This window comes from Thauera sp. ZXT1-4, assembly GCF_052598215.2.
In genome coordinates this window covers 1-12,473 of record NZ_JBQWSN020000024.1, presented here as the reverse complement: position 1 = coordinate 12,473, position 12,473 = coordinate 1, and the positions used below count along the sequence as shown (strand labels likewise).

Annotated in this window: 12 protein-coding genes; 7 read left to right on the top strand and 5 right to left on the bottom strand. The window is 64.7% G+C overall.

The annotated features are described in order from the left end of the window. Positions 1–165 precede the first annotated feature (165 nt). The 4 genes from ACUH78_RS15095 to ACUH78_RS15080 all read right to left on the bottom strand — a co-directional run bounded on the left by ACUH78_RS15095 (position 166) and on the right by ACUH78_RS15080 (position 4,070). Entirely contained in the window at positions 166–1,197 is a 1,032-nt protein-coding gene (locus tag ACUH78_RS15095; RefSeq protein WP_445333904.1) for a DctP family TRAP transporter solute-binding subunit, read from the bottom strand. Between the two features lie 191 nt (positions 1,198–1,388). Continuing rightward, positions 1,389–2,336: an alpha/beta hydrolase gene (locus ACUH78_RS15090; protein ID WP_418363975.1), complete on the bottom strand. Its 948-nt coding sequence runs from the start codon at positions 2,334–2,336 to the stop codon at positions 1,389–1,391. A gap of 10 nt (positions 2,337–2,346) precedes the next feature. Further along, entirely contained in the window at positions 2,347–2,970 is a 624-nt protein-coding gene (locus ACUH78_RS15085; RefSeq protein WP_445333905.1) for a redoxin domain-containing protein, read from the bottom strand. Continuing rightward, positions 2,967–4,070 carry a metal-dependent hydrolase gene (locus ACUH78_RS15080; protein ID WP_418363977.1) on the bottom strand — a complete coding sequence of 368 codons (1,104 nt, stop codon included), beginning with the start codon at positions 4,068–4,070 and terminating at the stop codon, positions 2,967–2,969. Before ACUH78_RS15080 ends, ACUH78_RS15085 begins: the two co-directional genes overlap by 4 nt. A gap of 255 nt (positions 4,071–4,325) precedes the next feature. Between ACUH78_RS15080 and ACUH78_RS15075 the strand changes: the two genes are divergently transcribed. The 3 genes from ACUH78_RS15075 (at position 4,326) to ACUH78_RS15065 (ending at position 7,173) form a co-directional block, all read left to right on the top strand. Beyond that, complete coding sequence (locus tag ACUH78_RS15075; RefSeq protein ID WP_445333910.1) at positions 4,326–5,171, top strand: putative RNA methyltransferase; 846 nt, start codon at positions 4,326–4,328, stop codon at positions 5,169–5,171. 172 nt (positions 5,172–5,343) lie between these two features. Continuing rightward, positions 5,344–5,670, top strand: a complete 327-nt coding sequence (locus tag ACUH78_RS15070; RefSeq protein WP_445333906.1) for a PepSY domain-containing protein — start codon at positions 5,344–5,346, stop codon at positions 5,668–5,670. Between the two features lie 165 nt (positions 5,671–5,835). Continuing rightward, entirely contained in the window at positions 5,836–7,173 is a 1,338-nt protein-coding gene (locus ACUH78_RS15065) for a ferredoxin reductase family protein (RefSeq protein WP_445333907.1), read from the top strand. Positions 7,174–7,285: 112 nt separating this feature from the next. Here ACUH78_RS15065 and dinD read toward each other — a convergent pair whose 3' ends face one another. Beyond that, positions 7,286–8,143: a DNA damage-inducible protein D gene (gene dinD / locus ACUH78_RS15060; protein ID WP_418363980.1), complete on the bottom strand. Its 858-nt coding sequence runs from the start codon at positions 8,141–8,143 to the stop codon at positions 7,286–7,288. 311 nt (positions 8,144–8,454) lie between these two features. On the opposite strand from dinD, the gene ACUH78_RS15055 reads away from it, so the two are divergent. The 4 genes from ACUH78_RS15055 (at position 8,455) to ACUH78_RS15040 (ending at position 12,470) form a co-directional block, all read left to right on the top strand. Next, complete coding sequence (locus ACUH78_RS15055) at positions 8,455–9,285, top strand: enoyl-CoA hydratase-related protein (protein ID WP_418363981.1); 831 nt, start codon at positions 8,455–8,457, stop codon at positions 9,283–9,285. A 254-nt stretch (positions 9,286–9,539) separates the two neighbouring features. Beyond that, positions 9,540–10,106, top strand: coding sequence for a cold shock domain-containing protein (locus tag ACUH78_RS15050; protein ID WP_445333908.1), 567 nt, complete (start codon positions 9,540–9,542; stop codon positions 10,104–10,106). A gap of 166 nt (positions 10,107–10,272) precedes the next feature. Beyond that, on the top strand, positions 10,273–11,058 hold the full coding sequence (gene blaOXA / locus ACUH78_RS15045) for a class D beta-lactamase (RefSeq protein ID WP_418363983.1): 786 nt from the start codon (positions 10,273–10,275) through the stop codon (positions 11,056–11,058). Positions 11,059–11,432: 374 nt separating this feature from the next. Then, on the top strand, positions 11,433–12,470 hold the full coding sequence (locus tag ACUH78_RS15040) for a hypothetical protein (RefSeq protein ID WP_445333909.1): 1,038 nt from the start codon (positions 11,433–11,435) through the stop codon (positions 12,468–12,470). Positions 12,471–12,473 lie beyond the last annotated feature (3 nt).

The window sequence follows — 12,473 nt, the reverse complement described above, 5'->3', positions numbered from 1 at the left end:
ATCCGGTCGGGGAGCAAGCGGGGCGCAAGGCGGAATCACCCGCACCCATGTAGTCGGGGACGCGGTGGGCATTCCTGGCGCAGGCGACGACTGTCTGAGCGAAGCGAGTTCCACAGCCTGCAGAAGGAATGCCCGCCGCGTCCCCGGCGGGCAGAACAAGGGCAATCAACGCTTGGCGATGTCTTCCTCAGCCTGCTTGACCAGGTCCGAACCGATCTTCTCGGCCCATTCCTTGTTCACGCCGGCCGTGGCCTTGCGGAAGGCATCGCGCTCGGCGTCGGAGAGGCGCACGACGGCCACGCCGTTGGCCTCGATCTCCTTCAGCAACGCATCGTCGCCCGCCGAAATGCCGGCGCGGGCGCGGGCGATCTCTTCCTTCGCGGCTTGCTGGGCGGCTTCGGACACCGCCTTGCGGTCGGCCTCGGACCAGGAATTCCACACGTTCTTGTTCACGACAAAGATCAGCGGGTCGGCAACGTAGCCCCACAGCGTCAGATTCTTCTGGCCGACGGTGTGCAGCTTGGCGGCGTTGAACACGGCCAGCGGGTTCTCCTGGCCGTCGACCGCACCGGTCGCCATCGCCGGCTGGGCGTCGGCCCAGCTCATCTGCGTCGGGTTGGCGCCGAGCGCATTGAAGGTAGCGAGGAACAGCGGCGAGCCGACCACGCGCATCTTCATGCCCTTGACGTCGTCCGGGGTGCGGATCGGCTTCTTCGAGTTGGAGACCTCGCGGAAGCCGTTCTCGCCCCAGGCCAGCGGCACCACGTCACGCTCGGCGAGGATCTCGAACATCTTGGTGCCGACGCGGCCTTGCGTAAGCGCGTCGATCGCCTTGTGGTCGGGCATCAGGAAGGGCAGCGCGAACAGGTTCAGCTCCTTGACCTGCGGCGACCAGTTGATGGTCGAACCCACGGCCATGTCGATGATGCCCTGGCGCAGCGCGGTGAATTCCTTGGTCTGGTCGCCCGACACCAGCGAGGTGCCCGGATAGACCTTGATCTTGATGCGGCCTTCGGTCTTCTCGGCCACCAGGTCGGCCCAGCGCTTGGCGCCCCAGCCCCAGGGGAAGGCCTCGCCGAGCACGGTGGAGAGCTTGTATTCGTCCTTGTACTGCTGTGCCGAGGCGGGCATCGACAGGCCGAGTGCGGCCGAAGCGGCGAGACCGGCGATGAGGGCGGTGAAGCGGCGTTTTTGCATGAGACGTCTCCGTTTTCTTGGTTTTGACGCGGGGGACGCGGCGGCGAGCGCTGCGCAGGGGAAGACCGATTCTACAAACCGGGAAGCCTGCGGGCCAGCGCAAATTCCAGCGCCGGTCCGCCGGGTGAACGAATCGACGGGCGCGAATGCGGGCGTTTGGCCCCACGGGATCCCGTGCTTCTCCTGCAAGATCAGAGCGTTCGGCGCAGGAACGCAATCAACCGCCCCATGTGATGTTCCAGATCGGCAAAGGATTCGTGATCGCCCGACACGCTCATCATCTCCGCCGGCGTGTCGCCGCGCACGGCAAAAATCTGGTGTGCCTCGTCGATCGGCACCACCTCGTCGTCCTCGCCATGCACCAGCAGCACCGGGCGGTGAATACGGCCGATGGTACTCAGCGGAGCGATGTCGTCGAAGCGGTGGCCGATGGTCTTCTGCACATAGTCAAGGATGTAGCGCCCGACCGGCCTCTCGGGGATGCGCTTGGCCGCCAGCCAGCGCCGCATCATCGCCGCCGGATGCGAGAAGGCCGCCACGCTCACGACCGCTGCCACTTGCGGCGTACGGGTGGCCGCGAACAACACCGCGCCCGCCCCCACCGAATGACCGAGCAGCGCGATGCGCGCAGCATCCACCCCCGGCTGCGCCGCCAGCCAGGCGAACGCGTGCTCCGTGTCCTCCGCAAAGCGCGGCAGCGAAGCGAACGTGTCGTCGTCGCTCGCGCCATGGCAGCGCGCATCCACGAACAGCGTGGCGTAACCGGCCGCGTGCAGCGGGCGGGCGAGCGGCAGCATCAGTGCGGCGTTGCCGCCCCAGCCGTGCATCACCACCACCGCCGGCGCAGCCGCGGGCGAAACGTCCGCTTCCCTTTCAGCCGCAGCGGCGGCGCTCGCAGCATCCGCATCGGCAACCCCTACGCGCACCGGTGCGGGAATGAACCACGCATGCAGCGACTTGCCGTTTTCGGTACCGATGCGCAGCGTCTCGAACCCCAGCCCGAGCGCGCTGGGATCCATGTGATGCGGCACCCGCGGCGCGGCCAGGCCCTTGCGGATTCCCCAATGCACCAACGCCCGTCCGCCCGCGAGCGTGGCTGCGCCGGCGGTGAAAGCGGTGATCAGTCCGGGTGCGCCCATTTGCTGCTCCTCAAGAACTCAAACCTGCCCACCACAACCGCACACGCAAGCCCCAGCCGGTGGTGTAACCGAGCGACACCGAGCGGATCTCGCCCGCCGGATCAACGGTGACGAAGGCCGGCACGCCGCGCAGGCCGTAGCCCCGGGCGATGCCGCCATCTGCGTCGATCGCCGTAGCCCAGTCCAAACCGCGCTCGGCAAGCACCCCCGCCACCGCCGCAGCATCGCCGGACTGCATCGCCACCGTAAGCACGGGGTAGTCCGCCTGCACGGCGTCGATCGTACCCTGCTGCGCGGTGCAGATCGGGCACCAGTCGGCCCAGAAATACACCCCGACCGCCTTGCCGGGATGCGCGGCCCGCCAGGCGGCAAGGCTCAGCTCGCTGCCATCCGTACCGGGCGCAGCGAACGCCGGCGCAGCGCCGCCCGGCACGTCGCGCGCCATCCATGCCTGAATGGCGAAGAAGATCCCCACGAAAATCGCAATCTCCACGGCCCAGCGCCTCCAGCGCGGGCGCTTGCGTGCAGGCGCCGCGGCATGCGGCGTCCCTTGCTCGGAGGCTTCGCCCGGGTCCGGCGGCGGGGGCGCAGGGTCGTTCCCCGGATTCTTCATCTGCCCGTTCATGCTGCTCATCGTACGTCGATCCAGCGCAAGCCGTCGGCCTCGCGCTCGAACAGCCGCCAGCCTCCGGCCATGTTGCACAGACCATAGACGAAAGGCTCGCGGCCGCGTCCCGGGGTAACAAAGCGCAGATCCTTGAAGCTGGCGCACACGCTGCCGTCCCCTTCCTCGCCGGCATGGTCCAGCACCGGGAACATCGCGAACCAGCGGTAGAAGGCAAAGTCCTCCGCGTTCCACACCTGCTCGGCGAGCGCGCGCATGCTGCCGTTGCCGAAGCGCTCTCGCACCTCCCACTGTGCCATCGCCACCGGCAGGTAGGGGGCGGAGAAGCGGCGGATGAAGTTGTCGTCGTCGGTGGCAACGAGCGGTTCGCTGCGCCGGGTGTTGATGTGGGCGTAGTGGTAGCGCTCGCCGTCGAACACGATCGCGGTCCAGTTGAAGGGCGAGGCCGGACGCGGCGCGGCGTCGACCTCGACCGCCGCGATGCCCTTGGCCGCGGCGTAGGCACGCGCGGCGTCGATCGCCTCGGCGCGGCCCATGGCGTGCACGCCGACCCAACCGACGAGCAGCACCAGCGCCGCCGTCGCCGGTACGCGGCTGTTGCGCCACAGCGCGCTGGCGAGCAGGCCGCCGAGGAGGATGCCGGTGAAGGGCAGGTCGATGATGAAGGTCGTGCCCCAGCCGAAGCGCTGGTCGGAGAACGGCGCCAGGATCATGGTGCCGAACTGGGTGATCAGGTCACCGAGGATGTGCCCGAAGATCGCCGCGCACACCACCGGGTGGAAGCTGCGCCAGCCCGCCGCCACCCGCCCGCCGCGCTGCCAGAAGCGCGCCAGCAGCCAGGCGATCAGCAGGCCCCACAGCGGCAGCAGGAGCAGCGAGTGCGTGACGCCGCGGTGGCCGCGCAGGTAGGTGAGCTCGGAGACCCAGCCGAGCACGAAGTCGAGATCGGGAAAGATCGCGGCGATGGTGCCGGCGGCGACCATCTGCCAGACCGGCGGCTGCACCCGACCTGCAGCCGGAGCGGCCGCGGCCGCACCGGCGCTGGCACGACGCCCGGCAAACACACGGCCAACGAGGGCACCGGAGAGTGCATGGGTAAGGGTATCCATCAGGTTCCTGAGTTTTTTCGGTATTGTCCTGCTGGCGTATGAGGCGCGCCAGCATCGAACCCGTCCAGGTCCGCAACGTGCGCTTCGACACGCACACAGGGGTCGAGGTTGCATTTGCGCTTGCCCGCCCTGCCCCCGGGACCTGCGTGTCGAACAAGGTCCGCAGCATTGCAGGCCCGCCAAAACAGTCGCCTGCACCTCGCCTATCATGCGCGCTCCGCCCGTCGGCCGATCACCTTCACACCTCACGCCTCCATGCCCGCAAAACCCTTCACCGCCCTCGCCTGCCCGCTGGACGGCGCGCCCTTGCAGCGCCAGGGCGGCAGCCTGCGCTGTCCGGACGGGCACTGCTTCGACCTCGCCGCCCAGGGCTATGTGAACCTGCTGCCGGTGCAGAACAAGCGCTCGCGCGACCCCGGCGACAGCAAGGAGATGGTCGCCGCACGCCGGCGCTTTCTCGAGGCCGGGCATTACAAGCCCATCGCCGATGCGGTGGCGCAAGCCGTGCTCGCCGACGCCGTGCCCGGCCGCACCCTCACCTGTCTCGACGCTGGCTGCGGCGAGGGCTACTACCTCCGGCAGCTTGCCGCCGCGGGCGACGCGCTGCCACTCGCCCTGCTCGGGCTGGACATCTCGAAGTGGGCGGTACAAGCCGCCGCCAAGCGTGACCTGCACACGGCCTGGGTAGTCGGCAGCAACGCCGGCCTGCCGGTGCTGCCCGCCACGCTCGACCGCGTGCTGTGCATGTTCGGCTTCCCGGTCTACACGGAATTCGCCCGCGTCCTGCGCCGCGGCGGCGAGCTGCTGCAGGTCGACGCCGGCCCCGATCACCTGCGCGAACTGCGCGAGGTCATCTACCCCACGCTCAAGCCCGAACGCCCCGCCGCACGCCAGATGCCGCCTGGCTTCGAGCCCCTCGGCACCGACACCCTGCGCTTCCAGATCCATGTCGACGGCGCCTCACCCATCGCCGACCTGCTGGCGATGACGCCCCACCTCTACCGCGCCACCGCCGAAGGCCGCGCCCGCGCCGCGGCGCTCACTGCGCTGACGATGACGGTGGATGTGCGCCTGGGGCGCTACCGACGCCTGCCAGACTGAAACCAGTGCGGCTGCGACAGCCGCCACCGCCACCGCCACAATCCTCCCGTTTTCCGTCGCTGCAGAGATGAACGCGCGATGAACGGCGCCTTCAGCATCGATTCAGGCGGCGGGGCGCAGCATGGCATCACGGTCGAAACAGGACCGACTACCCAACCAAGGAGATGCCATCATGCGTGCAACCACCCTCATCGCCACCCTGGCCCTCACCGGCGGACTCATCGGCGCCGGCGCCACCATCGCCCCCGCGTTCGCCCAGAACACAGTCCCCGCCGCCTCGGCTACCGCAGTAGCGCCCGCCGCCCAGTCCAGCTGGATGAGTATCAAGGACGTGCTCGACAAGCTCGAAGCGGCCGGCTACACCGACTTCCGCGAGATCGAACGCGAGAAGAACAAATACGAGGTGAAGGCCACCGACCCGCAAGGACAGCGCGTGGAGCTGGACATCGATCCGGTCAGCGGCGACATCCTCAAGACCGAGGTCAAGCGCAGCAAGTAAGCACCGCGCAGGGAGGCCGGCACGACTGCCGGCCCTTTTTGCCGCGTGCCCGCCCGACACGCGCTTGCCGCCTTTCGGTCCCCATCTTTCCAGCGCCCGCTTTCCGCCTGCCGCCTCATACCCTCCACCCTCGCCTTCCACCCGCCACCGCCGGGAGCCCACGCCATGATCCCCGCCCTCCCCACCCTGCCTGCGCTCACCGCCTTCGTCGCCCTGATCGCCGCGGCCTGGGGCCTCAACGTCGCCGCCCTCGACGGCGGCACCGCCTCCCTGCCCTGGCTGATCCGCGAGCAAGGCCTCTACCTCAGCGGCCTGCTCGCCATCGGCCTGATGTCGCTGGCGATGATGCTCGCCACCCGTCCCACCGTGCTCGAGCGCCCGCTCGGCGGCATGGACCGCATCTTCCGCCTGCACAAATGGGCCGGCATCGGCGCCGCGGTGTTCGCCGCGCTGCACTGGCTGATCGAGATGTCCGACGACGTCATCAAGTCGCTCTACGGCAAGGCCGGACGGCCGGCGCATGACGAGTTCGGCGGCCTCTACGAGATGCTGCGCGACGCCGGCGAGGAGCTCGGCGAATTCGCCATCTACCTGGTGCTGGCGATGGTCGTGCTCAGCCTGTGGAAGCGCTTCCCCTACAAGTTCTGGCGCCACCTGCACCGCGCGATGCCGGTGTTCTACCTGCTGCTCGCCTTCCACGCCGCCGTGCTGGCGCCGCCCGACTACTGGATGCAGCCGGTCGGCATGCTGCTCGCGCTGCTGCTGGCCGGCGGCACGGTGGCCTCGCTGATCGCGCTGACCGGCCGCATCGGCCATGACCGCAAGGTGCAGGGCGTGGTCACCGCGGTGTCCTCGCCCGCCCCCGACGTCACCGAGATCGTGTGCCGGCTCGACGGCGCCTGGCGCGGACACCAGGCCGGGCAGTTCGCCTTCGTCGGCTTCGAGCGCTTCGAAGGTTCGCACCCCTTCACCATCGCCAGCGCCGACCACGGTGACCGCAGCCTCACCTTCCAGATCAAGGCCCTGGGCGACTACACCCGCCAGCTCGCCAGCCGCGTCGCGGTCGGCCAGGCGCTCACCGTCGAAGGCCCCTACGGCCGCTTCGTGCTCGGCAGCCAGGACCGCAAGGCGCGCCAGATCTGGGTCGCCGGCGGCATCGGCGTGACGCCCTTCCTGGCCTGGCTCGACGCCCTGCGCGCCGACCCCGCCGCGGCCCCGGCAGTCGAGCTGCACTACAGCACCCGCGGCGCGGCGCACGACCCCTTCGTCGAACGCCTGCGCAGCCTGTGCGCCGGACTGCCGAGCGTGAGCCTGCACATCCACGACCGCGCCGCCGGCGACGACCTGACGCCCGAACGCCTCGCCGCCATGGCCACCGACGGCCGGCGCGCGGAAGTCTGGTTCTGCGGCCCGCGCGGCTTCGGCGACCAGCTCAAGGCCGGGCTCGCGCGACTGTGGGGGCGGCGGCTGAGCTTCAGGCGCGAGGCGTTCGAGATGCGGTGAGACGGGGCACCATGGGGCTAGCGGGCGAGTAGCGCGGCCTGCTGGCTCCGACCGCCACGATCAACCTTATGTCGTCACAGAAGCGGACGCCGATCGTGGAGTGAGGAGCGGCTTATTCCTTCGCGGGCGGCAGGGTGCCGGACTGCTGGACGAGCTTCTTCTCTTCAGCCTTGACGCGGCGTTCCAGCTTCTTGATGTCTTCTTCCGGCGGCAGTTGTTCCGGCTTGATGCCACGCTGACCCAGCATGTCGCGCACGCTTTCGTTGTTCTGCACGTGTTCGCGGGTGATGGCGTGCTCGCCCTGCAGGTTGTCCTGGCTGACGTTGTGATTGGTGATTTCGGTGGCGAGGTTCTTCGCCGCAATCGTCAGCGTGGGCAGAAAATCCGCCAGCGGACGAGTCTTGATGATGCCGAACCGGTCCTTCATGGCCTGGGTGGTATGGCCGCCGAAAAGCGCGGCATCGCCCCTGGAGCGGATGCGGCCGAAGCCGGCATCGTCAACGCCGCGTTCGTAGATGTTCTGGGACAGCGTCTTTTCGGACTCACGCAGGCGCTCGCGGGCATCCAGCCGGGCTTGCAGTCGCATGCGGTCTTCGATCAGCTCCTGCTTGCGGGTCTGGATGGCGAAGTAGCTCTGCGCGAAGGCGATCGGTTCCTTGCGCGGATCGCCGTTCTGCGCGACGAGGTAGCAAGCGTAGCGAGTGAGCATGAAGTCTTCGACCGGCCGTTGGCCGCCCTTGCCGATCTCGATCATTTTCGTGACGCCACGAAAATGATCGTCAGCCGGGTAACCCGTTGTTTCACAAGACTCCATCGCTCGGCGGATGGCGGTCTGAAAGTTCTCCCAGCGCGCGTATCCAAGCGGCTCCATGAGGTCGCGGGCGAACCAGAACTCGACGTTCTCTTCAGGCGTACGCTGACTGAGGGCGTCGAATCGGTCCTTCATCAGTTGAATGGCGCCGGGTTGCATGCTGACTCCTTGTGCTGCCCTTCCCGCGATCACGCGGCCAGGCACTGGGTGCGTTGAAGGATCTCGTTGATCTCGGCCGAACAGCATGATAAATGCATTCTCCTCGACTTTGGCGGCGCGTCACCTTGTCGGCGCTTGCTCCCGAACCGTCAAACTGACGCGCGGCACATTCTCCTCCGGGAAGCCAGCGATGATCGCGCCCCGCTACAGGGGCCGAATCGGGCGAAAAACGCCCTTGCCAGCACCCCGAAAAGCATCGATTGTTGACGCCCCAACGACGTCCGACAGAGCCCGGTTCGAGTGGCTTCTACATGCCGATCATCGGTGGCCCTATTCTGGCGGTCAGTGACACGGTACGAACGACGGAGGCAGGAGTGATGAGGTCGGTGGTCGTTGAATGTGCTGATGGCGTCGGCCATCTGCAACTCAATCGCGCGGATGCGCTGAATGCGCTGGACGTGCAGTTCTGCAAAGAGATAGACGAGTCCCTGCTCGCCCTGGACGCACGCGACGACGTGCGCTCGATTCTCATCTCCTCGTCATTGAGGCACTTCTCTGCCGGAGCCGATATCCGGGAGATGCTGGGCATGAGCGCTGAACAGGCGGAGGCGACGGGATTCACCGGATGCGTTTCGGCACCAAGCCAGGTCCGGAAGCCCTTGATCGTCGCCGTGAAAGGGCTGGCGGCGGGGGGAGGCTGCGAGCTGGTGGAGATGTGCGACATCGTTGTCGCCGCAGCTTCCGCTCGATTCAGTCATCCCGAGATCACGCTCGCGGCCATGCCAGGTGCTGGCGGAACGCAGAGACTGGCGCGTGTCGTCGGCAAGCACCTTGCGATGGACCTCCTGCTCACCGGGCGCGCCTTGAGCGCAGATGAAGCGCTTGCCGCCGGCCTGGTGTCGCGCGTGGTTCCCGACGAAGCGCTTGAAACCACTGCAATGTCCATCGCCCGGCAGATCGCGTCGTACTCGAACCCTGTTGCCTGCAGGATCAAGGCCTCGGTCAATGAGGCGCAGGTCCAGCTCGAGGCGGGGCTTGCACTCGAGCGCAGCCTGTTCCACGCGTGCTTCTCCGAACAGGATTTTCGCGAAGGCCTTCGCGCTTTCATCGAAAAACGAGCGCCGCGATTCGGACATCGCTAGCACGCAAGACACGATGGTCCTTTCACGCGGGCTGCAGCTGGCAGCCCTCCGCTTCAGCCGGTATGCTGTCGGCCTAGCGCAAGGCAATGACTGGATCGAATCACGCCGCTTTGTCATCGGGAGCGGCTTTTGCCTTCTTGTTTCTTCCGCGCGCGTCGTCTCTGCCCCCAAACAGCAATCTGCACCGCATGTTCGCCGGCGTCCCGATGTTGCGCGGACGAACTGTCGCCACAGAACAGCACTGGACATCTCGTATGCGCATCGAAGGCACGCTCTCGAAGTGGAATGACGACCGGGGCTTCGGATTCATCACGCCGACCCTGGGCGGCCAGGAGATCTTTGTCCATATCTCCACGTTTCCCAAGGACGGCGTACGCCCTACGCTCGGAGAAAAGCTCACCTTCGAGATTGAAATCGACAGCAACGGAAAGAAGCGGGCGAAGAACCTCGCCTGTCCAGAGCGTCGAACCGTCAGCCGTACGTCTCCTGCACCTTCCCGCAGACCGGCCTCCGACCGCCGTAATGAACGCCCTGGCTTCTTCGCACGGGTCATTCCGCTGCTCGTCGTGATGGGCCTGGTGGCGTATGGCTATGGTGAATACAACCGCCGTGCGGCGCCGTCATCGGCAAGCTCCGCGATGACGGAAGTTCAGGCCTCCTCGCAGGCCTACGCTTGCGACGGACGCACTCATTGTTCCCAAATGACGTCCTGTGCTGAAGCCACGTTCTTCCTTCGCAACTGCCCCAATGTTCAGATGGACGGCAACAATGATGGCGTGCCCTGCGAGCAACAGTGGTGCACGAGTCCTTTCGCAAGATGAAAGTGCCATCTCGCCCGCACCAGTTCTTCGTGGTCGCCGCAAAGTCCAAGCGTCACGCCCGAGGGACGCTGCAGCAGGCATTGACTCGCTGCGAACAGGGTGGCCAGTGCTTCCTGCAATTGAATCCACCACGATTCCTCACGGGTGAAAACTCCGGCAGTCCCCAATGCTAAAGCGCCTCCTCCTTCTGGCACTTGCTCTCCTCGTCGCAATACCAGCGCGTGCCGAAGACGCAGCCATCGATCATCTTTTCCGGCGCGCAGGCGTCGACGGGACCATCGTCATCGAATCGCTCAGGAGTGGGAAGCGCGTCGTTCACAACGAACTTCGTGCTCAAAAACGATATCCGGCCGCTTCGACGTTCAAGGTGCTCAATACCTTGATTGCCCTCGAAGAGGGAGCGATTTCGGGCGAGGACGCGATCTTTCATTGGGACGGCACCCCGTATTCGATTGCGAACTGGAACCAGGATCAGACTCTGGACAGTGCTTTCAAAGTGAGCTGCGTCTGGTGCTACCAGCAGATTGCGCGTCGAATCGGGGCGCTGAAGTATCCGGCCTATATACAGCGATCAAACTACGGCCAGCTGCGGGAACCCTTCAACGGCACGCAGTTCTGGCTGGATGGCTCGCTGAAGATCAGCGCGGAAGAGCAGGTCGCATTTCTCCGACAGGTCGTTGAGCGGAAACTTCCGTTCAAAACGAGCAGCTACGACGTACTGAAGAAGATCATGCTCAGCGATGAGACTGCTCGGTATCGCATTTATGCAAAGACGGGATGGGCGACCGGCAGCACTCCCTCGGTGGGCTGGTACGTTGGCTATGTCGAAGCAAATGACGAGGTTTGGGTGTTTGCGCTGAACCTGGCTACCCGCGACGCGACAGACCTCCCCCTGCGCATCCAGATAGCCAAGGACGCGCTGGAGACGGTACAAGCGTTGCCTCCGAAGTAATTGATGCACATGCCATGCGTACGATTTCAGATCTGTGTCGGATCGGGACAGCCGTAGTCGCTTCTTCCCCGCTCCCGGACGGGAGTGGTGCTGACAGTCTCAGTTCGGCCAGAAGCTGTCCGTCGCTGTTACACTTCATCTATTCGACATTGAAGCTTGCAGATCCGTAGACGCTCCTCTGATCACATCGGGGGGTTGTTGCGGATTTCGGTACGATTAATAAATCGACGCCTGGATCAGAACCAAGATAAGAGCAGCGCATTGTGAGCACGGGTTTTCCTGCGTTATACACCAGTCCTACAGAAGAGTCTGTAGAGCTCCAGGACAAAGCATGTTAGGGGCGGCTCTGATCAACACAGTTTTGGGGAGAGATAATGAACACTATCGCTAGCAGTGCAACTCCGCCATCCAGCGGCGATCTGGTGGCCGCCGTACCGAAGGATCAGTTGCGCTCGCTTTTCTATCTATTCACAGGGAAGCCAGATTCCCGCATAAAGATTTTCAGCTCCCCGATCTGTGTTGCGCCCGAAGACGTCATCGAACTAAACGATTGCGTCGTACGTAAACTTGCAACACACCACATCGACTTGAACATCACCTCGGTGAAGATCGGATACGACGGCTCTCAATTCAGTGAGTTCTCCACGTGGATGGAATTTAGCTCCCATAAGTGGCAAGAACCAGAGATTATTGAAGAACTTGTCGTAAAGTGGGATTTCCTGGTCAACATCCAGGATTACGCTGCACCTCAGAGGCATACCCTACTGCTGCGAATTTCTCGCGATATAAAACCGTCACAAATCTTTCACATGCTCGGCGCAGGCAATGCGGACGAGCTAGACAAGATCGATGAGATTGCAGCCCCCGCCTTTTGTCGAGTTGATTTCATCAATGCACAGCTCAGCAAGGAGCTCACCAACCTTGTTGAAGATTGGTACAACGGTCGGAAGCAGCCCAAACTGATTAACCCGATCCTGTATTGGCTCAAGAAGCGCCGCAACGGAATTGCGACCATCTTGGATCAATGGTTCCTTTTGTCTTGGGCTTTGTTGGTTGCATCGTTCTTGTACTGGGGATCGGCGCACTTGCTTAAGAGCCCTACTGTAGCTCACGGAGCAATCGCTGCATTCTTGGCCATCTATTCCCTTCGCCCGGCAGGTAAGATTTCGCATCGTCTAGCCGCTTGGGCCTTCAAGACCCTGTCAGAGGTCGAAGGTAGCAAGGTCGTCTTCCGCTTTACGTCGGGTGACAAGAAGCGCATAGATGCGCAAGAGCGCGACAATCGCAAGCAGGGAGGCAAGTTTGTAGTCGCGAGCCTCTGGAACCTTGGGCTCAACATCCTGGCCGGCGTGATCTATGCCTATTTCCTGAATCCGTGTTCGCTTAGCCGGAAATCCAGCCTAACGCATTGATGT

Coding starts and splice junctions, on each gene's coding strand:
- ACUH78_RS15090 (WP_418363975.1), bottom strand. CDS start 2,336: ATGGGCGCACCCGGACTGATCACCGCTTTCACCGCCGGCGCAGCCACG.
- ACUH78_RS15085 (WP_445333905.1), bottom strand. CDS start 2,970: ATGAGCAGCATGAACGGGCAGATGAAGAATCCGGGGAACGACCCTGCG.
- ACUH78_RS15075 (WP_445333910.1), top strand. CDS start 4,326: ATGCCCGCAAAACCCTTCACCGCCCTCGCCTGCCCGCTGGACGGCGCG.
- blaOXA (WP_418363983.1), top strand. CDS start 10,273: ATGCTAAAGCGCCTCCTCCTTCTGGCACTTGCTCTCCTCGTCGCAATA.
- ACUH78_RS15080 (WP_418363977.1), bottom strand. CDS start 4,070: ATGGATACCCTTACCCATGCACTCTCCGGTGCCCTCGTTGGCCGTGTG.
- dinD (WP_418363980.1), bottom strand. CDS start 8,143: ATGCAACCCGGCGCCATTCAACTGATGAAGGACCGATTCGACGCCCTC.
- ACUH78_RS15055 (WP_418363981.1), top strand. CDS start 8,455: ATGCCGATCATCGGTGGCCCTATTCTGGCGGTCAGTGACACGGTACGA.
- ACUH78_RS15070 (WP_445333906.1), top strand. CDS start 5,344: ATGCGTGCAACCACCCTCATCGCCACCCTGGCCCTCACCGGCGGACTC.
- ACUH78_RS15095 (WP_445333904.1), bottom strand. CDS start 1,197: ATGCAAAAACGCCGCTTCACCGCCCTCATCGCCGGTCTCGCCGCTTCG.
- ACUH78_RS15065 (WP_445333907.1), top strand. CDS start 5,836: ATGATCCCCGCCCTCCCCACCCTGCCTGCGCTCACCGCCTTCGTCGCC.
- ACUH78_RS15040 (WP_445333909.1), top strand. CDS start 11,433: ATGAACACTATCGCTAGCAGTGCAACTCCGCCATCCAGCGGCGATCTG.
- ACUH78_RS15050 (WP_445333908.1), top strand. CDS start 9,540: ATGCGCATCGAAGGCACGCTCTCGAAGTGGAATGACGACCGGGGCTTC.